24 protein-coding genes and 1 pseudogene are annotated in these 24,495 nt (G+C 37.6%); 10 read left to right on the top strand and 15 right to left on the bottom strand.

What is annotated here, in order from left to right; genetic code table 11:
* Window positions 1–14: 14 nt before the first annotated feature.
* On the bottom strand, window positions 15–1,880 hold the full coding sequence (locus BAOM_RS06865) for an SLC13 family permease (protein WP_127759636.1): 1,866 nt from the start codon (window positions 1,878–1,880) through the stop codon (window positions 15–17).
* A 144-nt stretch (window positions 1,881–2,024) separates the two neighbouring features.
* Here BAOM_RS06865 and BAOM_RS06860 point away from each other — a divergent pair, with 144 nt between their 5' ends.
* Complete coding sequence (locus BAOM_RS06860) at window positions 2,025–2,891, top strand: metallophosphoesterase (RefSeq protein WP_127759635.1); 867 nt, start codon at window positions 2,025–2,027, stop codon at window positions 2,889–2,891.
* Between the two features lie 113 nt (window positions 2,892–3,004).
* On the opposite strand, the gene crcB is transcribed toward BAOM_RS06860, so the two are convergent.
* Together crcB and BAOM_RS06850 are read right to left on the bottom strand one after the other, a co-directional pair.
* Window positions 3,005–3,373, bottom strand: coding sequence for a fluoride efflux transporter CrcB (gene crcB / locus BAOM_RS06855; protein WP_127759634.1), 369 nt, complete (start codon window positions 3,371–3,373; stop codon window positions 3,005–3,007).
* Window positions 3,370–3,750, bottom strand: coding sequence for a fluoride efflux transporter FluC (locus BAOM_RS06850; protein ID WP_127759633.1), 381 nt, complete (start codon window positions 3,748–3,750; stop codon window positions 3,370–3,372). Before BAOM_RS06850 ends, crcB begins: the two co-directional genes overlap by 4 nt.
* Before the next feature lie 596 nt (window positions 3,751–4,346).
* Here BAOM_RS06850 and BAOM_RS24710 point away from each other — a divergent pair.
* Window positions 4,347–4,724, top strand: a complete 378-nt coding sequence (locus BAOM_RS24710; RefSeq protein ID WP_180319825.1) for a hypothetical protein — start codon at window positions 4,347–4,349, stop codon at window positions 4,722–4,724.
* A 277-nt stretch (window positions 4,725–5,001) separates the two neighbouring features.
* On the top strand, window positions 5,002–5,496 hold the full coding sequence (locus BAOM_RS06840; protein ID WP_127762477.1) for a YkyB family protein: 495 nt from the start codon (window positions 5,002–5,004) through the stop codon (window positions 5,494–5,496).
* A gap of 379 nt (window positions 5,497–5,875) precedes the next feature.
* On the opposite strand, the gene BAOM_RS06835 is transcribed toward BAOM_RS06840, so the two are convergent.
* The gene (locus BAOM_RS06835) at window positions 5,876–6,781 is read right to left on the bottom strand and encodes a chemotaxis protein (RefSeq protein ID WP_127759632.1); all 906 of its coding nucleotides are present in this window, start codon (window positions 6,779–6,781) and stop codon (window positions 5,876–5,878) included.
* Window positions 6,782–7,143: 362 nt separating this feature from the next.
* Between BAOM_RS06835 and corA (BAOM_RS06830) the strand changes: the two genes are divergently transcribed.
* Window positions 7,144–8,097, top strand: a complete 954-nt coding sequence (gene corA / locus BAOM_RS06830; protein ID WP_127759631.1) for a magnesium/cobalt transporter CorA — start codon at window positions 7,144–7,146, stop codon at window positions 8,095–8,097.
* Window positions 8,098–8,187: 90 nt separating this feature from the next.
* On the opposite strand, the gene corA (BAOM_RS06825) is transcribed toward corA (BAOM_RS06830), so the two are convergent.
* The gene (gene corA / locus BAOM_RS06825; protein WP_127759630.1) at window positions 8,188–9,183 is read right to left on the bottom strand and encodes a magnesium/cobalt transporter CorA; all 996 of its coding nucleotides are present in this window, start codon (window positions 9,181–9,183) and stop codon (window positions 8,188–8,190) included.
* Between the two features lie 154 nt (window positions 9,184–9,337).
* On the opposite strand from corA (BAOM_RS06825), the gene BAOM_RS06820 reads away from it, so the two are divergent.
* Window positions 9,338–10,480, top strand: coding sequence for an aminotransferase A (locus BAOM_RS06820; RefSeq protein ID WP_127759629.1), 1,143 nt, complete (start codon window positions 9,338–9,340; stop codon window positions 10,478–10,480).
* Window positions 10,481–10,541: 61 nt separating this feature from the next.
* Here BAOM_RS06820 and BAOM_RS06815 read toward each other — a convergent pair whose 3' ends face one another.
* The 6 genes and pseudogenes from BAOM_RS06815 to BAOM_RS06790 all read right to left on the bottom strand — a co-directional run bounded on the left by BAOM_RS06815 (window position 10,542) and on the right by BAOM_RS06790 (window position 15,990).
* Complete coding sequence (locus tag BAOM_RS06815) at window positions 10,542–11,411, bottom strand: NAD(P)-dependent oxidoreductase (protein ID WP_127759628.1); 870 nt, start codon at window positions 11,409–11,411, stop codon at window positions 10,542–10,544.
* A gap of 33 nt (window positions 11,412–11,444) precedes the next feature.
* A complete protein-coding gene (locus BAOM_RS06810; protein WP_127759627.1) occupies window positions 11,445–12,230 on the bottom strand; it encodes an SDR family oxidoreductase in 786 nt (261 codons plus the stop codon).
* 158 nt (window positions 12,231–12,388) lie between these two features.
* Window positions 12,389–14,112 (bottom strand): annotated as a pseudogene (gene ptsP / locus BAOM_RS06805) (phosphoenolpyruvate--protein phosphotransferase).
* 1 nt (window position 14,113) lies between these two features.
* On the bottom strand, window positions 14,114–14,380 hold the full coding sequence (locus BAOM_RS06800) for a phosphocarrier protein HPr (protein WP_119116119.1): 267 nt from the start codon (window positions 14,378–14,380) through the stop codon (window positions 14,114–14,116).
* Between the two features lie 194 nt (window positions 14,381–14,574).
* Window positions 14,575–15,360 (bottom strand): ABC transporter permease, encoded by a 786-nt coding sequence (locus BAOM_RS06795; RefSeq protein ID WP_127759626.1) that lies wholly within the window; start codon window positions 15,358–15,360, stop codon window positions 14,575–14,577.
* Between the two features lie 15 nt (window positions 15,361–15,375).
* Window positions 15,376–15,990: an ABC transporter ATP-binding protein gene (locus tag BAOM_RS06790; protein ID WP_127759625.1), complete on the bottom strand. Its 615-nt coding sequence runs from the start codon at window positions 15,988–15,990 to the stop codon at window positions 15,376–15,378.
* A gap of 129 nt (window positions 15,991–16,119) precedes the next feature.
* On the opposite strand from BAOM_RS06790, the gene BAOM_RS06785 reads away from it, so the two are divergent.
* Window positions 16,120–16,932, top strand: a complete 813-nt coding sequence (locus BAOM_RS06785) for a thermonuclease family protein (protein WP_127759624.1) — start codon at window positions 16,120–16,122, stop codon at window positions 16,930–16,932.
* Between the two features lie 56 nt (window positions 16,933–16,988).
* Here the strand turns inward: BAOM_RS06785 and BAOM_RS06780 are convergent, their stop codons facing one another.
* A complete protein-coding gene (locus BAOM_RS06780) occupies window positions 16,989–17,183 on the bottom strand; it encodes an abortive phage infection protein (RefSeq protein WP_127759623.1) in 195 nt (64 codons plus the stop codon).
* A gap of 323 nt (window positions 17,184–17,506) precedes the next feature.
* Here BAOM_RS06780 and BAOM_RS06775 point away from each other — a divergent pair, with 323 nt between their 5' ends.
* Together BAOM_RS06775 and BAOM_RS06770 are read left to right on the top strand one after the other, a co-directional pair.
* A complete protein-coding gene (locus BAOM_RS06775; RefSeq protein WP_127759622.1) occupies window positions 17,507–17,683 on the top strand; it encodes a YkvS family protein in 177 nt (58 codons plus the stop codon).
* Window positions 17,684–17,879: 196 nt separating this feature from the next.
* Window positions 17,880–18,548: a hypothetical protein gene (locus BAOM_RS06770; RefSeq protein WP_127759621.1), complete on the top strand. Its 669-nt coding sequence runs from the start codon at window positions 17,880–17,882 to the stop codon at window positions 18,546–18,548.
* A 46-nt stretch (window positions 18,549–18,594) separates the two neighbouring features.
* Here BAOM_RS06770 and BAOM_RS06765 read toward each other — a convergent pair whose 3' ends face one another.
* The 3 genes from BAOM_RS06765 to BAOM_RS06755 all read right to left on the bottom strand — a co-directional run bounded on the left by BAOM_RS06765 (window position 18,595) and on the right by BAOM_RS06755 (window position 22,206).
* A complete protein-coding gene (locus BAOM_RS06765) occupies window positions 18,595–19,629 on the bottom strand; it encodes a YkvI family membrane protein (protein WP_127759620.1) in 1,035 nt (344 codons plus the stop codon).
* 232 nt (window positions 19,630–19,861) lie between these two features.
* A complete protein-coding gene (locus tag BAOM_RS06760) occupies window positions 19,862–21,556 on the bottom strand; it encodes a M3 family oligoendopeptidase (protein WP_127759619.1) in 1,695 nt (564 codons plus the stop codon).
* Window positions 21,557–21,768: 212 nt separating this feature from the next.
* On the bottom strand, window positions 21,769–22,206 hold the full coding sequence (locus BAOM_RS06755) for a MarR family winged helix-turn-helix transcriptional regulator (protein ID WP_127759618.1): 438 nt from the start codon (window positions 22,204–22,206) through the stop codon (window positions 21,769–21,771).
* 262 nt (window positions 22,207–22,468) lie between these two features.
* On the opposite strand from BAOM_RS06755, the gene BAOM_RS06750 reads away from it, so the two are divergent.
* The gene (locus tag BAOM_RS06750) at window positions 22,469–23,689 is read left to right on the top strand and encodes an MFS transporter (RefSeq protein WP_127759617.1); all 1,221 of its coding nucleotides are present in this window, start codon (window positions 22,469–22,471) and stop codon (window positions 23,687–23,689) included.
* Between the two features lie 60 nt (window positions 23,690–23,749).
* On the top strand, window positions 23,750–24,481 hold the full coding sequence (locus tag BAOM_RS06745) for a ZIP family metal transporter (RefSeq protein ID WP_127759616.1): 732 nt from the start codon (window positions 23,750–23,752) through the stop codon (window positions 24,479–24,481).
* Window positions 24,482–24,495: the final 14 nt, after the last annotated feature.

The following is a 24,495-nucleotide window of genomic DNA, read 5'->3' as shown; positions in this document are numbered from 1 at the left end:
GTAACCTATTATCTTTAAAATGGAAAGAACAATGGGATTGTTAAAACTAAGACAATTCCAACAAAAATTTGCAATAAAATTCCCATTAACACGAAATCTTTTGACTGATATTCACCAGCGGTCATTACAAGGGTATTGCTAGACGTAGCTTTAGGTGAAGATAATGCAACACTTGCAGCAATAGCAATTCCCATTAATATTGGAATTGGACTTATTCCTAATGTATTAGAACATAATAAGGCAATCGGAGCCATCACAATCGCAGTTACCCCATAAGGAATAAACGGACTTAAGAGCATCGTTAATAAATAAAAGCCAGCTAGCAAACCATACGGACCTGTATAATCAAAGAATATAGCAAACCAATCACTAATTAATCGTACACCGCCTGTATTCTCTAACGCCCGCACAATGCCCATCATCGCCGCAATTAATAAAACAGGTTCCCAATTAATCTTCTGATAAGCTTCCTCCATCGAACGTACACAACCGGTTACTACCATCAGCAGTGCGGCGATTACAACAGATAAGACAAATGGTATCGCGCCAATGGATAAGAGAATAGTCATCAAGGCTGTAATGGCAGCAGCTATAATCGGCGCCTTCGACTGAGTACGCTCCCGTTGCTCGACAACTTCTTCAGAGGCGCTTCCAATGACAATCATGTCTTCAAGATCCGCTGAAATACGCTCAATGTTTTTCCACTCTCCATGAATAAGAAGAGCATCACCTTGCTTTAGTCTTTCTGTCCCAACTTCTGTTTGAATATATTCGCCATTACGATTAATCGCTAATACGTTACAACGATATTTTTCACGAAACTGCATATCCATCAGTGTTTGATTTTCATAATTAGAGTTAGGCATAATTAAGATTTCCGTTAAACCAAATTTACTGCTCACGAAGTGCTTTTTAATTTGTTCTGGATTAAAGTGTTTATACTCTAATTCATAATCGACGGCTAACCGCTCTACATTCTCGACTTCCCCAAACACTAAAATAATATCATCTGGATGCAGTACTTCATCTGCTTTAGCGGAAATAACCGATTGCTTTGAAAGCAAAGGCAATTGCTTCTCTTTCGCTTTACGCTTAATTTCAATCAACGTAATTTCATACTGAAACGGAAGATGTAAATTAGCTAGTCTTTCTCCAACAATATCCGAGTTACCCGGTATGTGTAAATAATGCAGACGATCATATACTTTATACATGCCGGCTAATTCCCTAGCCGATAACTCCTTCACGCTGTTCCTCGCTGCTAATGGTTCTTCGGGCAGCAGCTTTCGCCCTAGTGTCAGCATAAATACTACACCTGCTGCAAAGGCCACAAGTCCGATAGGTGTAAAATCAAAAAAGTTCAACTTTACGATGCCTTCGCTTTGTAAAATATAACTAATCAAGATATTCGGCGCTGTCCCAATTAAGGTAAGAACGGCACCTAAACTACTCGCATAAGCGAGCGGTAATAAATAGCGGGACGGGCTCATTTTTTTCTTCAAAGCCATGCTTACGACAATCGGAATTAAAATGACGACAATACCCGTTCCACTAAAAAAAGCACTAAGTAAGCCACCCGTTATCATCACAATAAGCAGCAGCTTTAATTCTGAACCTACACCGAATTTCAATAAATAATTTCCAACTTCGTCAACAAGCCCGCTATTAAAAATACCTGCACTTACGATAAATAAGGCAGCAATCGTGATGACGACCGGATTCGCAAATCCCGCTAAAAGTTCCTCTAAAGATAAAATTCCAGTTAAACCCAGTACAACTAAGCCAACTAATGCAATCAAATCTGCTCTAAATTTTCCATATATAATACAAGCGATTGTACATACAAGTATGAGAACTGTTATAAACAAAGGCTGAGTCATCAAGCACCTCCGTATAGGCACAAACAATATGTCCTATCCGTTTCCGTTTCTTTAATATAGTGTAACAAAAGAATATATCGCTTCTTTTTCTACCTTTTATTTGCTAATATGAGGAAGTATCATTTATTAGATAGGTTGATTAACATGAATAAAACTATTTCACGCAGAACATTTCTAAAAAAAAGTATTGCCTCTTTATTAACCATCACTGGTTTAGGAATTGGCGGAAAATACTACATCCATAATATTGAACCGCATTGGTTAAAAACCAACCATATTCCAATCAGTCACTCCTTCATTCCAAAAGGATTTCACGGGTTAAAAATGGTTCAGTTTAGCGACACACATTTAGGATTTCAGTTTCAATTAAAAGACTTACAAACACTTATCCAAAAAATAAATGCCCTGCAAGCGGATGTCATTATCTTTACAGGAGATTTAATGGACAAACCGGATAAATATAGGAATTATAAAGAAATTATTCCTGTGTTACAAAAGCTTCATGCTCCGTTAGGGAAATTCTGTGTATATGGAAACCACGATCACGGTGGTTATGGTTCTGAAATATACAAATCCATTATGGAAATGTGTGAATTTACGCTTCTACAAAACGCAAACATAGAGCTCTCTCTTTTATCAAAGGAATCTATTTATCTCACAGGTATTGACGACGCGATGCTCGGTCAGCCAGACTTTCCAGAAGCACTTTCTGGTATTCCTGAAAGTAAGTATACCATTCTATTATCTCATGCACCTGATTTAGCAGATACGGCAAAGAATTATCCAATTCACCTGCAAATAAGCGGCCATAGTCACGGTGGACAAGTGCAAATTCCGTTTTTTGGAGCACTTGTCACTCCTCCTTTTGCCGAGAGATATCCGGAAGGCTTGTACAACATCGACTCCCTCACTTTATATGTGAATAGAGGAATCGGTACAACCCGCCTTCCTTATCGTTTTTTGTCGCGTCCAGAAATTACAGTGTATGAATTACAATCTCCACACATCTAAACTGATTCCTGCATGAATAATGACAAAATGCTGTACTAGCCAAAAAAATGCTGTAGAAGAAATGACATAATCCATGTCATTTTTTCTGTTGCTTTACAAATTTATTTTCTTATTTATAATAACGACATCGCTACAATATTGCCAATAAAAAATACAAATATACAGCCTATAATCGAACCTGTTATATATAAAAAGGCTTTCATATACTGCTGTTTCCCAAGCAAAAATAGGCTTTCTGAGCTAAATGTTGAAAACGTTGTGAAAGCTCCTAAAAAACCTGTCATACTAAACAATTGCCACGATAGATTTAACTCATTTCCCGCTGAAATACACATGCCTAATCCAAAAGAGCCCGCCAAATTAATAATCAAAATACTTAGTGGAATCGTACTTTCCGGTAAAATCCTCTTCAAATACGTTTGCACGCTATATCTTGCAATAGCTCCGATCATTCCGCCAATCCATACAAGAACAGCATTCATCCTCGTTCTCCACTTCTCCTACCTAGAAATACATGTTGCCCAATGAAATAAGCGGTCAGTCCGCCTAACACCGTACACTCGATATATAATCCGCTAAGTAGTATCGACTCTCTCATTAAAGCCACCGCTTCAGCAGAGAACGTCGACATCGTCGTAAACCCTCCGCACAAACCGGTACCTAAAGCTAACTGAAGAATCTCTCCTCGATTTCGATTCATCAAATAACTCGTGACTCCCCCTAGCAAAAAACTACCAGCAATATTAATCAACAGGGTGCTCCATGGAAAAATGGGTGACGGCAGTACTTCTTGAATCATATAGCGCAATACAGCACCAGATCCACCACCAATCCCAATAGCTAGTATTCGAATTAACATGTATACTCACCTCAAACTTCGCAATAAAGGGAAACTTCCATCCGTGTGGGGTTTCCTTCATCCCCCCACGCCTACAGATGTTTATTCACATTCTACGGTCACTAAAATCTCCACCTCAATCAAGTGACCGTACGAACCTGATTGGTGAAAGCTGACCTTTGAAAACCACAAAGTTACGTTTCCTTGTATCTCGCTAATCAGACCTTTACTACAAATGCGAGGCAGCTGTTCGGCCCGCGATAAGCATAAGATAAAATACGGCGTTGGTCCAGTTTGCCACAGAGCCTTTCATCTTATGACTTCAAGTGGCTAGATGAGAGCAGTTATCCCCACTCACCTTCGTTGCTTCTTTCTAAGCTTGAGGCGAGGTCTTATTGCCTGTTAAGTGCGGGATAAATATCATCATTATAACAGAATGGAGTGAAACAGGCTCTTTTCGGGGCAAATCCCATACACTATATAGAAAAGCATAAGCATGTAGATAGATTATTTGATAGGCTTTTCTAGCAACTTTCAATTAATGATAACCTATCTCTTCGCTCCTGCCATTCTACAAGGTGCGAAACTATATAGTTTTTCAAAAAGGAGGTTTTTATATGCAAACATATCCATACGCTTACCCTTCCTACTCTTATCTTCCTTACCCTTATTCTACTTATTCATCCTACCCGATTGATCGACACGCCCCTGAACAACATCACTATGGCGACGAAAGGTTTTTTCCTCTTGGGCTCGGCCTTGCCATACCAGCTGCGTTCATTGCAGGTTTAGCTGTTCCACTTCTCTGGAACCGTCCATTCTACCCGCCTTATCCTGGTTATTATGGCGGATTTGGTGCCCCAGGATTTGGTGGCCCGGGATTTGGTGGTTATTACGGTGGATTCGGGGGGCAAGGAGTTCCTGCCTATCCGCCGCAAGTGACTGCACAAGCAGCAACATCAGATACTATAAATATTTATAATCGAACCCCCTAGCCTGTAACAAACGGTATGTCTCTACCTCATTATATCTTTCAATCATACCTCACTTCTAGATTAGAAGTGAGGACTTTCATGATTTTTTGAAAAAGGTCGTAAAACTAAAACATTTCTTTTATAAATCTCAGAATGACTTTCTTAAATATTGGAAAGTGGTATAATGATGATGCATAGATATGTAAATGACTTACAAACTACATAGATTATCGAACTAACAATGCTATCAAAAAGAGCATAAAGCTCATGAAGAAAAGGAGTTCCTGTAATGAAAGATATGAAAGGACAGTCTGAAATGGCAGATACCTCAACCGACTCCCTTGCGCAAGCAGTATTTATTGTCAACAAGCATGCAAAAACAGCTTTGGAGCCAAAGTATTTGTATGACTTAAAACGCCTCGCTTTAAATAAATTGTTGAAAGAAGGTAAAGCAAAGAAAATAGGTCTCCATTTCTCTGATAACCCTCGTTTTGCTGCACAACAATCCGACGTAATCGTTACATGCGGTGCATATGTCTTTCACCTTCCACCTACAAAGGAAGATTTAAAAATTTTACCCCATCTCGGTAACCGCTCAGCATCCATTCGGAACCCTAAAGCTGTTATGTCATTATCGAAAGCAAAACAAATACTACAATCTTATACTGGACAAGCAAAGGATCTACAATCTAAACCAGATATGAAGAAAAAGCAGAACAAAATGAACCAACCTAACCAGCGATACCACAACCCCTTTCCTTCATCTTTTTTAGGTAAAGGATCGAAATACTAGTTGGAAATCTAATGAATTTTTACTTCTTTAACATCATTGAACTGAGCTAAAGGTCACGATAAATCCCAATCGCCAATCCTAAAAAAACGAGTTTAAGACTACACGTCTCAAACTCGTTTTTTTATGTAGATTTATTCCACGCTTAACGGGCAGTAAGCCCCCCACCTCAAGCTTATGAGGAAATAAAGAAGAGAGGGCCCGTAAAGGTCCGATTGGTAAAATACAGTGAAACCTACCTTTGTGGTTTTCAAAGGTAAGTTTCACCAATCAGGTTCATACGGTCACTTAATTGAAAGCGAAGCTTGAAATCTTAGTGACCGTAGAACGTGACTAACCATCAGTGGGGAATGAAAGAGCCGCCACTGATGGAAGTTTCACTTTATAAACTATATTCATCAATTAATTTAATTAAAGCAGTAATCTCAGGTTTACTAATTTGAGCATCCGCCCCAACAATTTGTCCTTTATGGCGAAGACTATCAGTAATTAATGAAGAGAAGATGATAACCGGCAGCTTGGATAATTCAGGATGCTGCTTAATTCTCTTCGTTAAATGATGTCCATCCATTTGCGGCATTTCAATATCTGTAATAACTAAATGCACTTCATCCGCCAGCGTTTTCCCTGATTCCACTATGCTTTCTAAATAATCTAATGCATCTTGTCCATTTTCAAAAAACTCCAAGTACTCAAAACCAGCTTCTGTTAACGTATCATGAAGTAATTTACGCAATAGCGGGGAATCCTCAGCCACAACCAATCTTGTTTGCGAATTCGAGCGTTTCCCAAGCTTTTTCACTTGCTGGATACTAATTCCTGTTTCTGGATTAATTTCAACGACAATTTTCTCAAAATCTAAAAGCAGAATCATGTCACCATTTAATTTAATGACCCCAATAATTTGGCCTTCAAGGCCTTGGTACATATCAGAAGGTTTTTCAATTTGCGTCCAAGAAATACGGTGTATTTGTGTAACCGAATGAACATGAAATACGACTTTTTGTTGATTAAACTCGGCCACAATAAACTTATCTTGTTTTGGATTTTCTGAAGCGGGGAAACCTAATGCGTCTGCTACATTCACAACAGGCAAAACTTCACCACGCAATTCAATAATTCCTTCTACATTAGGATGTGCGTGGGGCACAATAGTAATCGGAACAGGATTAATAATTTCTTTCACTTTAATGACATTAATCCCAAATTTATTTTTTCCAATACCAAATTCCACAATTTCTAATTCATTTGTCCCACTTTCTAACAAAATCCCTTTGTTCTCTTTCATATCCCTCGTCCTTCCTATTCAATTCCCATTTACTACATTTAATATACCATGTTTTGTCGCTATCAAATCAGACACTTTAGTGAAAATGACCTATTTTACACAGAGAAACTTCACATATTGGAGATAGATTCCTTATTTCCGTTCACTCCCCTGTTCTAACAATTCCCTTATACTACATAATTCGGATTCCAACACTAAATCGTTAATAGTAAATGCCAAAATATTTTTGTAATTGACTCTTATTCATCATTTTACTAATTATCAATGTTAGCAGTTAACATATTCATTAAACTAAAGGGGAAAATTAGTTATAAAACATAACATATAAATCATTATTGAAGGAATGATTAGAAGGTGTTAATATGATAAGCTTTATCGGGATTACTGATAAAAATAAGTTAGAAAAACATGTGTTTATAGATGATTTGAATTTCTCTAAATATAAATGGTTTTGGGTGGATTTTAATGAGCCTACTAAAGAAGAGCTAACACATTTAGAGAAAACTTTCCACTTCCATCCACTCGCTATTGAAGATTGTATACATACACTTCAAAGACCAAAATTAGATTATTATTATGATTATACTTTTTATACTACACATCTCGTTCGAGAAGAAGAAAGAGATATCTTAAAAGAGGAGTTAGATTTTTTTGTAGGAGAAAACTTTATAGTAACTTTCCACCTTAATCCAGCAATAGAAGTTTCTCAAGTATGGGACAGATTACTATCTCAAAAAAATGTTGAGAAATGGGACACCTTCTATGTGTTTTATCAAATTTTAGACAAAATCGTGGATAATTACTTCCCATTAATTTATAAAATAGAAGAAAAATTAAATAAAATTGAAGATAATATACAAAATAAATCAATGAGTCATTTAATGAATGAACTGTTTGATACAAGATATATGTTGTTAAATCTACTGCATACCATTCATCCAATGCGTGATTTACTTTATCGTATGCTAAACTCTCACCATTTGAGCGGTGTAAAAAAAAGAAAAGAATACTTCTCTGATATTTACGACCACCTTTTGAAATTATCAGAAATGGTCATGACGGATAGGGAAGTAACTGCAGACATAAGAGATAGTTATCTCTCATTAAACTCTCACCAAACAAATAATGTGATGAAAGTTCTTACTATTATAACTTCTATATTTGCCCCTTTAACACTGATTGCAGGGATTTTCGGGATGAATTTTGAATATATGCCCGAATTAACATGGAAATATGGTTATTTCTTTTCTCTTGGATTAATGGGAGTTATTGGAGTATCCATGTACTTTTGGTTTAAGAGGAAGGGGTGGTTTTAGGCTAGAGCGCCTTCCCCCCAGCATATTAAACCGAAAGTCTGGCACCATAGCCTCAAATGTATATACGGTTTAAAGGAGAGTTTTCCAAGTTTACAGCACTTTTGATTTTCGCTCTCTTTTTCTTTTTTGCTTGCTATTATTCAGCCAGCCTTTTTTCACAAAATACCAGAACATAAGCAGCGCGATTCCTCCCATCATAGCTAGTACAACAAAATAGCCATAGCGCCAATTTAGCTCCGGCATAAAAGAAAAGTTCATACCATATACGCCAGCAATAAAAGTAAGAGGCATAAAAATCGTTGTAATAACCATTAATGTCATCATCGTTTTATTCATATTATTCGAGTTAACGGATAAATAATTATCACGGATATCTGAAGAAAAATCACGATACGCTTCTAACATTTCCGCTAACTTCAATAAATGATCATATACATCATTAAAATAGGAATGCTGTTCTTGTAAATAACTAATCCGATCCGAGGAAGTCATTCGATACAATAAATCACGCATCGGCATAATTGTACGCCGTAACTTTGACAAGTCAGACCGTAGATCAAATAGCTGATCAATTAACTCTGCAATCGTCTCATTTTCTGTATTATCCTCGATCTGATTTAACTGATTTTCTATGCTGTACACCGTCGGATAATATTCATCGACAATATAATCAATCAACCCATGCATAAGAAAAAACGGACCTTTTTTCATGGAGATATCTTTTTTTAACCGCTCCCATACAACTGTTATCTCCTCCAATTCTTCATTATGAAACGTAACAAGCCATCGATTTCCAACAAACAAATCTAATTCAACTGGTCGCAAATCTGCTTTTTTTAGCACATGCAGGATAATAAATTGATACGTTTCATAATAGTCAATTTTAGGACGTTGAATGAAGTCATCTAAACAATCTTCAATGGCCAATGGATGAAATTGAAAAAAACGAGCCAACTCCTCCTGTTCCTCTTCATTTGGTTGAAAAAAATCAACCCAATACCAGTCTATATGTTGCTCATGAACATCTTCTAAAGATAAATTAGAAACAAACTCATGATTCTTTGTTATTGCACAAATGTGTATCACATAACCAACCCTTTTGAATAATTTAACAATTAACCTTTATTATACTCTTCCATCTTGCTAATAGAAAAACAATTAAAAATAATGAAGATTTATTTTCTTTATTCCGTCATGAAATGATAAAATATATGCATATTCAAAGGAGGAATAAAATCAGATGGATCATATACTTAATCCTCTTGTTAAATCAGTGGAAATATCGGGAATACGCAAATTCTATAATATGGTAGCCGATATTGAAGGGACTATTTCGTTAACGATTGGACAACCAGATTTCCCGACACCACTTCATATAAAAGAGGCAGCTAAACAAGCAATTGACGAAAATTATACCGTGTATACACATAATGCTGGCTATTTAGAATTAAGAGAAGCAGCTCGTGAATATGTAAAGAAGAAATATGCTCTTTCCTATCGAGCAGAAGATGAAATTATCGTGACAACTGGGGCAAGTGAGGCCATTGATATCGCATTTAGAACTATTCTATTGCCTTGCACGGAAGTCATTCTGCCTGGACCTGTTTACCCTGGCTATGAACCGATTATAAAAATGTGTGGTGCGGTTCCAGTATATGCAGATACAACGCAAAACAATTTTCGGATGACAGCTGATGTGATCGAGCCCTACATAACAGAAGCTACTCGTTGTATTGTATTACCTTATCCATCTAATCCAACAGGCGTTACATTAACGAGCGCCGAATTAGAAGCTATCGCCGATCTTGTTCGCGGCAAAGATATTATGATTTTAGCGGATGAAATTTATAGTGAATTAGTATACGACCAAGAACATGTTTCGATTGCTAGCTTCTTAAAAGAACAAACAATCGTGTTAAATGGCTTATCTAAATCTCATTCAATGACAGGATGGAGAATTGGCTTTTTATTTGCCCCGGCAAATATTTGTCAACATATTTTAAAAGTACATCAATACAACGTGACGTGCGCTTCATCGATTTCTCAGCGAGCAGCTCTAGCTGCGCTCACTACAGGATTTAATGACGCACTGCCAATGAAAGAGGAATATGCCAAACGAAGAGACTATGTATATAATCGCCTTCAGGCAATGCAGTTAGACGTCGTTAAACCAAACGGTGCATTCTACTTTTTTGTTAAACTGCCAAAAGGATATACCTCTTCTCTAGATTTTTGCCTGAAGCTTGTTCAACAAACAAAGGTCGCTGTCGTTCCTGGTGAAGCTTTCTCTTCACTCGGCGATGACTATTTCCGTATTTCTTATGCTTACTCTATGGAAACATTGAAAGAAGCACTCGATCGAATCGAAGCATTTTTACGATAAGAAAGCCAATGAGAAAGAAATAAGTATGCAGTCCATCACAGACTGCATGCTTATTTACGTTTCACTTGTAATATTTATACAATGCTTGTGTACCGCTGTTTTCCTCACCTGCTTCTGCAAGTTGGACATACAATGATTTACTTAAGGCAAGCCCTGGTGTATCCATCCCCATTTTATCGGCCTCTTCAAGCGCAATCGTCATATCTTTAATAAAGTGTTTAATATAAAACCCTGGTTCAAAATCCTCTTTCACCATCCGTGGCACAAGATTCGTTAACGACCAGCTGCTAGCCGCTCCAGTAGAAATACTTTGCAGCACACGGTCTGGATCTAATCCTGCTTTTTTCGCATACACAATCGCTTCTGTTACACCAATCATCGTTGAAGCAATCGTAATTTGGTTACACATTTTCGTATGTTGCCCAGCCCCTGCTTTCCCTTGGTAAATAATATTATTTCCCATAACTTCTAAAATCGGTTGAACCGTCTTAAAATCTTCTTCTTCACCGCCGACCATAATCGCAAGCTTGGCATCTCGCGCTCCAATATCCCCTCCTGACACAGGTGCATCAAGAGCTGCCATTCCTTTTTTCTTAGCCTCGCTCGCAATTCGCTCAGCTAAAGAGGGGGTAGACGTTGTCATATCAATCATATATGTACCAGGTTTACCGTTTACAATAAGTCCTTGCTCACCAAGATAAATATCCTCTACATCTTTCGGATAGCCAATCATCGTAATAATTACATTCGCATGCTGTGCTAGTTCTTTCGGTGTATCCGCCCATTTTGCCCCTTGAATCAGCAGCTCTTCTGCTTTTTCCTTTGTTCTCGTATACACATAAAGCTCATATCCCGCTTTTAATAAATGATGGGCCATACTTTTTCCCATAACACCTGTACCAATAAAACCAATGATTGCATTCTCCTTCATTAGTACCAATCCCCTCACTCCCAACACGTTTGTTTAAATTGATTTAACCATACCGCCATCTACTAAATAAGACTGTCCTGTTAGATACGTATTCGCTCCTGAAACGAGGAACGTCACAAACTTAGCAAACTCCTCAGGTTCTCCATATCGGCCAAGAGGAATATTTTTCAGTAATTGCTGAGATAATTGCTCCTGTGTAATTCCTTTTTTCTCAGCTGTTACTTCATCTAAATATTGAATACGCTCCGTTGCAATTCGTCCTGGTCCAACTGTATTAATTAAAATATTGTCAGGACCTAATTCAACAGACAATGTTTTAGCTAACCCAACAATGGCTGTTCGAAACGTATTGGATAAAATCAACCCTTGAATCGGTTCTTTAATCGAAGAAGAAGCAATATTCACAATTCTTCCTCCCTTTTGCTTTAAATAAGGCAAGCTTTCACGAATCGTACGAATATAACTAAGTAAATTCAGCTCAAAAGATTGCTGCCAATGCTCATCACTCATATCCACAAACGTCCCAGCAGGCGGTCCTCCTGCATTATTGATTAAAATATCAATACTTCCAAACTCGTCTACCGTCTTTTTGACAAGGGCTTGGATATCTTCTAATTTCGAAAGATCTGTTACTGTATAAACAACTTTCCCTAATCCTAGCTTTTGCAGTTCTTCTTGAGCGTTAACAAGCTTCTCCTCATAACGGCCAACAAGCATCACATTACTTCCCTCTTTTACAAGCTCTGCTGCAATCGCCTTCCCTAACCCTTGACTTGATGCTAAAATCAGTGCATTTTTATTCTCTAATTGAAAATCCATTGTCATCCTCCTAATGTTATCAATTTACTTCTATGACTACTATTATAGCTGTCTATTAGGAAAAATAGAGAAATAAACGCTCAAATTTTTCATTTATATACATGAAAAATAGCCGAATGGCTTTGTCCATTCGACATCAAAATCATAGCAGAGATTCCCTAACATACATCATTCAGTGCTTGCTGAATAAATTGTTGGACATCCTCCGCTGTTTCCATATGTAATATAGTCTCTGCCAGCTTTCTCATTTCTGCTTGTGAAAGCTGATGAATATAAGAACGAACTTGTAAGATGGAAGCAGCATTCATGGAAAACTCCTCTACACCCAGCCCTAATAAAATAGGGATTGCTATTGGATCTGCTGCCATCTCCCCACATAAACCTACCCATTTACCTTGATTATGAGCGGCATCAATCACCATTTTAATTAAGCGAAAAATAGCTGGATTGTATGGTTGATATAAATAAGCTACTCGTTCATTTAGACGATCCGCTGCCATCGTATACTGAATAAGGTCATTTGTACCGATACTAAAGAAATCAACTTCCTTCGCAAACACATCCGCCATAATTGCCGTCGCCGGTACCTCTACCATCATCCCAATCTTAATGTTCTCGTTTACCTGCGTTCCGGCATCCAGCAGCTCTTGCTTCACTTTATTCAAGAGCATTTTAGCTGTACGTAGCTCTGTTAAAGTCGTAACCATTGGGAACATAATTTTTAAATGACCAAAGACGCTCGCACGAAGCAATGCCCGTAATTGCCTCTCAAATTGAACAGGCTCTTTTAACGAGTAACGAATCGCTCTATATCCTAAAAAAGGATTACTTTCATAAGGGAGATGTAAGTGCGGAACGTCTTTATCCCCCCAACATCTAATGTGCGAATGACAACTGGTTTTCCTTGCATGCCTACTAAAATCGCCTTATACGTTTGAAACTGTTTTTCTTCACTCGGTAACTCATTTCTCCCCATAAATAAAAATTCCGTACGAAATAATCCTACACCTTCCGCACCATTGAAGAGAACGCTGCTTCCCTCTTTCTCTGAAACGATGTTCGCTGCTAAAGTTACTTGATGCCCGTCTTTAGTTACAGTTGGTTGATGAACAAAATGATCCCATTTGCTTGTTATAGCTTGTTCCGCAATTTGTTCCGACTCATAGCGCTTCATCAATTCAGAGGTTGGATTAATATGGACCTGCCCTCTAAATCCATCAATAATCACCATATCACCATGATTAATAGAAGCTAGCCCTTCTTTTACTCCTACAATCGCTGGAATATTAAGAGAGCGGGCAATGATAGCGGAATGCGATGAACTGGCTCCGCGTTCCGTGGCGAAGCCTTTTACATAGAGAGGATTTAATCGAGCAGTATCTGACGGTTTCAAGTCATTTGCAATAATGATGACGTCTTCCGCTATTAAACTTGGATTAGGCAGATGAACACCAAGAAGATGAGCTAACAACCGCATTTTCACATCATAAAGATCAATTGCGCGTTCCCTAATCAATAGATTATCATTCTCCTCAAACATCATCATAAACATATCGACCGTTTCCTGCATCGCAAACTCAGCATTGATTTGTTCTGTTTGAATTTTATGTTGAATAGAAAGCAAAAATTCTGGATCTTCTAGTATAAGTAAATGAGCATCAAAGATGGCTGCGTGATCATCACCAACATGCTGTTCTGCTTTCGCCCGTATCATCTTGAGCTCAGCTCGTGACTTATGTATCATTTCTTGAAAACGGACAATTTCCGCAGCACTGTTTTCAATCGTTCTTCTTTCGACAAACAATATAGGTTCGTCGAGTCGATACGCTTTTGCAATGGCTATTCCAGCAGAAGCGGCGACTCCACTTAATAGAGTGGACATATTAATGAGCTAAACCTTCTTTATCCAGTGTCTCCGTAAGCGTTTTAATCGCATCATTTTCATCGCTGCCGGTAGCTGTAATCGTGATATCCGCATTTTTACCAACACCTAAAGACATTACACCCATAATAGACTTAAGGTTCACCGTTCTCCCTTTATATTCCAATGTAATTTCTGAATCGAATTTACCAGCCGCCTGTACTAATAACGTTGCTGGACGCGCATGAATGCCTGTTTCCGCAACTACTTTAAACTTTTTTTCTATCATATCAATCTAACCCCTTTATTAAGATGATCAACAAATTAGGAAAGCCTTTTCTTTTAAATGAACAAGGAACAATCCTTCATTCTTCAGAATAGCATTACTACTTGTTACAAACAAACGAAAATCCAAACAAATAGTAAAAAATCAAGAAATTCTTATTAAAATCCATTTAAAAATCTCGTTTATAAATAATTTGTTTATAAATCTAATTGTGCATTCTTCGTAAAAAACACTTTATAGCTAAGCAGAATAAAGATAATAACGGTTAACGAGACACCGCCAAGCCCGCCTAAAATAACTGCAATTTGATATTCAATGGCCACTGTGGGACTAATTCCTGCAAGAATTTGGCCTGTCATCATACCGGGTAAAAAAACAATCCCCATCCCTAACATATTATTAATCGTCGGCAGCACAGCAGAATCAAAGGCTTGATCGACATATTTCTTAACCGCTTTTGTAGGAGCAGCCCCCAGCATAAGCATCGCCTCAATTTTATCCCGGTTACTAGTCATTCCTTCATATAAATTTTTTAAAGCAAGCGTTAATCCCGTCATCGCACTACCTATAATCATCCCTGCGATTGGGATAACATAGCGCGGTTCGTACCATGGTGTAAAATGAATGACGATGCCATTAAAGAATAATAAAGTAATAATCGGCCCTGTCATCATGCTGCACGCAATACACCACTTGATTTGTCGCTTAAGTGAAAACTTCATTTGTTTAAAAATATTCATAATGGAAAAGATGGACATAGCTCCTAACATGGTAATTGTAATAACTGGATGTGGATCATTGAACATATACGTTAACACATATCCTGCTATAAACAGTTGAATAGTCATACGAAAAGTCGCAATAATAATTTCCCTTTCACGAGAAATCCCCCGCCTTTTCACGATTACTAGTAAGATCACCACAAACACATATGCTGCACAAAGGCGCCAAAATTGAATATCAATGATACCGTTACTCTCCATACTTTCTTCACGCCCTTATTGTTTTTTCAGCATAATCGTTCGATCTGCACACTGCTCAACCAACTTTTTCGAATGCGTAATCATAATAACGCTCCCACCCGCCTCCTTAACCTTTGCAAGAAAGCGCGTCATCACCTTTAATTCCGTTTCTTCATCTAAAGCAGCAGTCGGTTCATCCAGCAGATACACTTCAGGTTGTAAAAGAAGAAGTCTTGCCAGTGCCACCCTTTGCTTTTCTCCACCAGAAAGTGTTTCGGCATCTTCCGATAACCCTTTCTGTAACTGTACAATCTCTAATACTTCTTCTAATTCGGCCAATGAGCAAGCAGGTCTTCCGGTGAGCTCTAACCCTACTTGAAGATTATGCTCAATCGTTCCTGGGAAAATCAAAGCTGTTTGTGACAGCATCGTTACCTTTCTGCGATAGGCAATGGGATTAAACTGTTCAATTGGTGTATCACGATACAAGATTTTTCCGCTATCAATATCTTTCATACGATTCAACAGTCGTAGCAACGTCGTTTTTCCTGCCCCGCTTTCTCCTACAAGACAAGTGACAACGCCCGACTTCACTTCAAGATAATCGAGATTAATAATCCCTTTATAAACGACCTTTTCTAAAACAAACATCTCTCCATATGCCCCTTTACTTTTCCCCTTCATTTAACTACACTATAACTTTAGTAAAAATATACGTTTTCTTTCTGTATCTTAATTCAATCATCGGAAATGTACAACCAATATAAATGGAGGTCCCTTATGCTACAATCCTATTTAAAATATATCCTACTTGCATGTATGAGTATCCTTTTACTAACCGCTTGTAGTGAAACAGAAACAATAGAAAACAAAACAGAGAACGCAACAGCACAACAAACTAACTCTACTAATAAGGAAGAAACCGTTCAAGAAAAGAAAGGAAGCACCTTCACCGCAGAAATTGTTAAAGTCGTCGATGGAGATACCGTGAAAATTAAGCTGCCAAACGGCAACGAAGAAACGGTCCGCTTACTTCTTATCGATACACCGGAAACCGTTCATCCATCCAAAGGTGTTCAACCCTTTGGACCAGAAGCAAGTCAATTTTCAAAAGAATTAATGCCTCCTGGTTCTAAAGTGGAAGTCGAAACCGGCATTAGCGAACGAGATAAATACGGACGCTTGCTTGCCTACTTTTATGTAGATGGCAAAATGGTCAACAAAATGCTGCTTGAAAGAGGACTTGCACGAGTAGCCTATGTGTATGCTCCCAACACAAAATATTTAGATGAACTAGAAGCAGTACAGAAAGAAGCCCAAAAGAAAGCCATTGGCATTTGGTCCATCGAAAATTATGTAACATCAAAAGGATTTAATGATTCAGTTGCAGATACAAAAGACAAAACGCAAAAAGAGCCTACTGTTAATGAACAAACTTGCGCAAACCCAACTATTAAAGGAAATATTAATTCAAAAGGAGATAAAATCTATCATCTTCCTTCCGGTGCACACTACGATGTAACAAAAGCAGAAGAAATGTTTTGTACCGAAGAAGAAGCAAAAGCCTCTGGGTTCCGTCCATCACAACGCTAAAACAGAAGCTAAAAAACAAAATAAACGGCCAGCTCTCTATAAGCCGGCCGTTTACCTTAACTACGCGCTTCATCTAAATATGTATACACGACTTCCCCATTATGCTTCGCTTCTCCACGAAAATGTTTAAAATCTTCTCGCTTCACAAGCTGTTGTCGAAACGTCATAAAATGCTCCTTTGTTACTTTATACTCCTGAATATCCCGATTCGCTAATTGATTAAGAATTGTTTGTACGTCTTGTTCGTTCATTGTATATACCACCATTCCTTTATCCTTTTCTTCTAGGTTCTGTTCAATAACATTGTTCTAAAAACCTTTCTCATTGTAGCACATGTCCACTTCCTAAAGTTTTTTTGAATTTTTTGTAATTTTTTCTACTATTTTCTTTACGAACCGTAAAAAATAGTGCAAACTGTATAGTAAACTATTTATCTTCGTCAAATGAATAGTATTTTTAATCCACCTCGCAATCGACTCTTAAATAATTTTGTAGTCGACAGACCAAAACAGCATATACATAGTTTAACCCTCTTTTTTGGTCCATTAATCTGAACTATGAAAGGATGATCGCAATGAAAAAAGCAGAAGTAGGTAATATTATTGAATTTCGCGAAGGTTTACAAGGAATCGTTGAGAAAGTAAATGAAAACTCTGTCATTGTCGATGTGACCTATATGGACAATTATCGCGATTTAGAGCTTGAACAAAAAACAGTTGTCAACCATAAAAACTACACAATCATTAAATAATTTCCCAGTATACAACACAACAGTTGTACATCCCTCAACTCTGTAGACAAAAATGCCTAATTTGTGACATTTGTGCTTATATTTACACATTCCTATAACTCCTTTCTAAAAGAAACAGCTATAATAGAAGGGACCTGTCGTAAATATTCTTGCTCATAAACACAAGAGACATTTCAGAAAGTTGAGGGAAAACAGTATGACAAAATGGACATCAATCTTATCAGGAGTTGCTGTGGCAACATTAGTATTAACAGGATGCGGCACAGCAGATAAAGAAGAAGTAAAAGAACCAACAAACGAAGAAGTAAATGAAAAGCAAAATGATTCATCACAAACTGAAGAAACGAATGAAAACCAAAATGGCTCTTCAGAAAATAAGAAGACAAATGAAGAACAATCCAACGAAGTACGCATCATGGAAACAAATTTAAAGTATACGTTAAACAAAGAAAGCAAAGAAGAAACAGCTTTCTTAAAAACAAGCGACAACCAACCATTTAATATGTACGTACTTCCGGAATTTGAATTAAGCGCTGAAGAACCCGGCAAAGATCTCGTTTTTTTATCTGAAAATGATGCCATTTCGATGCGTATTGAGCTATTACCAGAAGGTACAGATTTAGTAGAAACAGAAAAATATATGAAAACGTTCCTTAGCAGTATTTCAGAATCGATTTCTGATCCGAAGCTCCAGATTGAAAATGGTGTCAGTTATGAAGTAGTAACACCAGACAATGAAGTTGTTACCTCCGTTTTACTCAAAAACGAAAAGGCTCCTGTTCTTCTTACAATGTTTACAACAAAAGAAGCAGATTATCGAGGTGCCTTTTTAGAAATGGCAAAAACGATTCTTGCAAAAAAATAAAACGACGACAAGAGAAAGGCGCAAATAGCTCCTTTCTCTTGTCTATTCATTCAACCTTACTTCGCCAAACAAGCACTAAAAAAAGTAAACTGATGTACCCAAACAATGGATATAAATAGCCAATTAATCTCCCATAGCCTACCTCACTAATAAAAAAGGCAATCATAAACAAGAGGAGAATAATACAAATACTTGGCACTTTCCAAAATCCACTAATTTGTCGTTCTAAACCAAATATATTCCCAATAACTGACGTAAAGATTTCCCCATAGATTACAAGAATAAATACCCAATATAAAGTCTCTCCTGCTGATTTCATAATAATAGCGGAAGGAATTTCATAATCTGCTATATTAGGCAAAGTCATTAAGGCAAAATGACCCGATAACAAAATGATAGTGAGAAAGATTCCTCCAAGCATGCCGCCGCGCTTAATGGTTTCCTGATCTTGAACTTCATAGGCAATCGGCACAAGTACCGCTTGCGCCAGCGCTAAATTGAAAGCCGTATACGAAAAAGGAGAGAATAACACTTTTACCGTAATTCCTGTTTCTGGTATGTGTAATAACGATTCCAAAAAACCCCCGTTTCCAATCGTTAACACACATAAAAGTACACTAAAACTAATCATGATTGGCACAACAAATGAATTAATCGCGAATAATCCCCGCGTTCCAAATATTAGAACTGCGATTGCGAGCACAATCGTTAACCAAACACCAATATGTTTAGACATTCCTAACTGTTCCTCAAAGACAGCTCCTGCTCCGGAAAGCATCACGGCACTAACCCCTACCAGCATCGCTAAAAATAGCAAATTAATAATAGAAGCAATCTTTTTACCAAATAAATATTCATTAAACTCCTCATAAGAAGCCGCATGAATTCGGGAAGAAATAAGCATCATTTTTGTTCCTATAAAGATAAATAAATAACCTGCTATTAAAATCCCTAAAAAGCCGTATAGGCCGTATTGGGTAAAAAATTCAACAATTTCCTTTCCAGTTGCAAAACCGGCACCTACAATGGTTCCAACATAAACCGCCGCAATCTGAAAAACTCCTGCCCACCGTGACAACATCCCTTCGCCTCCTTATTATCCCATCTATATGTGTAGAGAAGGCGTTTTAGACAAGCTTATTACGGATTTTGCGAAAAGAAAGCCCATTACGGTGCGCTGGCCCCCCTTTAGAGATGGGAGTGGTCAGATATCATTATATATTTAAGACTCTATTATCAAACTCTGTTGGTTAGCATAAAGTGAAACTTCCATCAATAAAAAAAGCTAATCGCGTAGATTAGCTTTTCCCTGCTTATAGAGCCTGATCGTCAACGGTCGCTAACCAAGCATCAATAGTAGCAACAACCTCTTGAACGGTTCCATCTTCAAACGGTGATTTTAAGTTAGCTGCCTCAACAAGACCGAGAAATGAGCGACTGCCACCTAAATCGCATAAATGTAAATAATCGTCCCAAGCCGTACGATCTCCTTCTATAGCTCGTTTCCAAAATTGAAACGCACAAATTTGCGCCAGCGTATAGTCAATATAATAGAAAGGAGAATTATAAATATGTGCTTGACGTTGCCAAAAGCCACCCTTTTCTAAAAAAGGATTGCCATCATAATCACGGTGCGGCAAATATTTTTTCTCAATCTGTCTCCATGCTTGCTTTCTTTCATCTGGTGTTGCCTCAGGGTTCTCATATACAAAATGCTGAAACTCATCGACAGCTACACCGTATGGCAAAAACACTAACGCAGAGCTTAAATGAGAAAACTTATATTTATCGGTATCTTCCTTAAAGAATAATTCCATCCACGGCCAAGTCAAAAATTCCATACTCATTGAATGAATTTCACATGCCTCATAAGTAGGCCAATAATATTCAGGAATATCTTGCAAGCGACTTCGATAGACTTGGAAGGCATGCCCTGCTTCATGCGTTAATACATCGATATCCCCAGATGTACCATTGAAATTCGAGAAAATATACGGAGCTTTGTAATCTTCAATAAATGTACAATACCCACCGCTTTCTTTTCCTTTTTTCGCAACTAAATCCATCAACTCATTGTCTACCATAAAGTCAAAAAACTCTTTCGTTTCTGCAGAAAGCTCACTATACATTTTTTTACCGTTCGCAATAATCCAATAAGCATTTCCCTTTGGCGTTGCGTTTCCTGTTTTAAATTCAAAGTTTTCATCAAAAAACTTTAAAGTCTCAACACCGATACGCTCTTGTTGACGTTTCTTTAAACGGCTCACAAGGGGTACGATAACTTCCTCCACTTGCTTCCGAAACTTAGCAACCATTTCCGCGTTGTAATCTGTTCGGGCCATGCGGTAATATCCAAGCTCCACAAAGTTCTTATACCCAAGCTTCGTCGCTATTTCATGACGTACTTTTACGAGCTCATCAAAAATTTGATCGAGCTTTGCTTCATTGGATGCCAAAAACTGATAGTACGCATCACTTGCGCTCTTCCGTAGCTCGCGATTCGGCGACTCCATAAATGGCTGTAATTGAGCAAGTGTACGCTCCTCTCCTTCAAATTCGATTTTCGCTGAAGCAATAAGTTGTGAATATTCACTAGACAGCTTATTTTCCTTTTGCAATAACGGAATAACCGTTGGTGAAAATGTTTTTAACTGAGCTTCTGCTAGTTTAAACAGCTGAGGTCCCCACTTAGCTTCAAGCTCTTCCCTAAATGGAGAACGTACCAGCTCTTCATAAAACAACGATGTTACTTCTTCCATCTCTGGAGCGAACTCATCTAAATAGTCATTTTCCACTTTGTAAAATTCATCGTGTGTATTAATGGAATGACGAATGTGAGCAATATTAAACATTGTGCTCACAGAATTGCGCATTTGATTAATGTCTTGTACGGCTTCCATTTGTTCATCCGCATTCTTTGCTTCTTTAAACCTCTCCATAGTGGAAGAAAATAGCTCTTTCACTTCCTCTATTTGTGGACGCGTATACTCATATTCCATAAATGTCATGCTCGCACTCCCTTTTCTTTCATAATGTATAACCCTAGTGTATAACCTCCCTGTAAGCATAGCATATTATCCGACATTGGAAATCTTTTCTCCTATCATTCAAAAAAATATTGCAGATCCTCCATGTAAGATAAAGGATTTGTTCAACAAACATGTTTAATCCATTAAAAAGAACACCTCATCTATAAGGTGTTCTTCAGTCCATCTATTTATTATGATTGCACGCCATAACCAATCTTCTTAATTAATTCAATCGCTGTTTCTTTCTCTTCTGGAGTCAACGCACTCATAATATCATCAATTCTTTTTTCATGTTCAGGGAACATCCCCTCGATAAAGGATTTTCCTTTTTCCGTAATTTGCGCAAACGTAACACGACGATCATCTTTACATGCCACACGGATTAAATATTCTTTTTGCTCTAATTTATCCACAACATATGTGATACTACCGCTCGCAAGCAAAATCTTTCCTCCTATTTGCTGCAACGGTTGATCTCCTTTATGATAAAGCAATTCTAACACAGCAAATTCAGTAGGATTTAGCCCATGTTCAGCGATGTGTTTATTTACGATATCATTGATAGAGCGATGCGCTCGCGATAACACAATAAACAGTTTTAAAGAACGCTGAATACTATCTTTCTCCATTACTTCACAACCTTTAAATATTTTCAATTAAAATATCTCGAATTTAAATGATTGTAATATATTTATCTTTTCTTGTCAAATTTGCCTATTAAGCACTAGGCTATTGTTTCTTTATACAGTTTGATATACTAAGAAACAGCACAGTAAATTCATACCAATAAATATTCACGCGCTTCCCATGATTCAGCATAAGCCTTTATATCATCCATCTCCCTTTATTAAAAGGAAGGAAAAATACATAAATGAAGGAGCTAGAAGTATCATGAACACGGCGACAACTAGTCAAAAAACAACCAAACAAAGTCAAGAAATGACATTACGTGTGTTACTCATCATTGGCTTATGCCATTTATTAAATGATTCACTACAAGCTGTTGTTCCAGCTATGTTTCCGATTTTAGAAAAGACGATGTCTCTTAGTTATACCCAACTAGGTATGATTGCGTTCACTTTAAACATCGTGTCTTCTCTCTTACAACCTGCCGTCGGTTTTTATACAGATAAAAAACCGATTCCTTATGCCCTTCCCATTGGACTGACAAGTACGTTAATAGGGGTTACATTGCTAGCCATTGCACCTACTTATTCTATCATTTTATGTGCGGTACTGCTAATGGGATTTGGCTCTGCTATTTTTCATCCAGAAGGCTCACGCGTTGCTTTTATGGCAGGGGGGCAAAGACGCGGACTTGCTCAGTCCATTTATCAAGTAGGAGGCAACAGCGGTCAAGCATTAGCTCCACTTATTACAGCCCTTATACTTGTTCCATTCGGACAAAAAGGAGCTCTTTCGTTTACACCTATTGCTTTTCTTGCTGTCATGCTATTACTGTATATTGCGAATTGGTATGCACGTAAACTAGTAGAATTTAAACCGAAGACAAAAGCAGTACAGACGCGCAACAAAGCATTAACGAAAAAAGTGTCCATCGCATTAAGTATCGTATTATTTATCATTTTTGCTCGTTCTTGGTATATTTCTTGTATGACCAACTTTTATAGTTTTTATTTAATTGAGCAATATGGATTTCCTATTAAGACAGCACAGCTTTTTCTTTTTGCCTTTTTAGCAGCTGGAGCCATCGGTACGTTTTTTGGTGGACCATTCGCTGACCGTTTCGGCCGAAAAAATGTTATTCTTTATTCCTTTATTTTGAGCGCGCCATTAACGATTCTATTACCATTTGTATCATCTACTATAGCCTTTATCTTGTTATTAATCATCGGCTTTATTATTATGACAAGTTTTTCTGTAACGGTGATTTTCGCACAAGAATTATTTCCTGGAAAAGTTGGCACAATGGCTGGTCTAACCGTTGGATTTGCTTTTGGAATGGGCGCTGTCGGCTCTGTTGCTTTAGGAGCAATCGCAGACGTAGTGGGGATTATTACGATGATTAAAATCGTTAGTCTCCTGCCGATTTTAGGTGTTATAGCAATCATTCTTCCTTCAGATAACCTATTAAAAAAATGGTATGCATAACCTTTTTCTAACATTTTGTATACTTCCAATAGATTATCTAAATGGAGTAAGGAGCACGTTATGAGTGAAGTATTAATAGGCAGTATTTTATCTGCCCTTTCAACCGGAGTCGGCGCTTTACCGATTCTATTTCTTAAAAACACAATCAGCCATCGCTTTCGGGATACATTGCTTGCCTTTACAGCGGGCATTATGATGGCTGCTTCCATTATGAGTTTAATTCCTGAATCATTAGCAAATGGAAACTACATTCAGCTTGTTATTGGCATTTTCCTTGGCGTGCTAACATTAACATTACTTGAAAAAAACATTCCACATATGGATCTAGATCATAACAAGAGCGGAATTGAATTCGATGAGAAAGCATTGCTAATCGTTACAGCCATTACCCTTCATAACATCCCAGAAGGTTTATCAGTAGGTGTAAGCTATGCTTCGGATTCAGCTTCGGAAACAGGGAATTTAATTGCTTTTGCAATTGGCTTACAAAATGCCCCTGAAGGCTTATTAGTTGCCTTATTTCTATTTAATCAAAAAATTAGTAAGCTAAAAGCATTCATTATCGCAACCTTAACAGGATCGATTGAAATTGTTACTTCTTTATTAGGATATTATTTAACCTCTTACATTACTTTTTTAGTGCCATACGGCTTAGCATTCGCAGCAGGAGCTATGTTATTTATTATCTATAAAGAATTAATTCCTGAAAGTCACGGTGACGGGAATGAACAATCCTCAACATATTCCTTTATTATTGGATTACTTTTTATGATTCTTCTACTAGAAATCTAAACAAAATAAATGGC

It is taken from the genome of Peribacillus asahii (assembly GCF_004006295.1).
GTDB lineage: Bacteria > Bacillota > Bacilli > Bacillales > DSM-1321 > Peribacillus > Peribacillus asahii_A.
The sequence above is the reverse complement of the archived record's forward strand: the minus strand, read 5'-3'. Positions and strand labels throughout refer to the sequence as shown.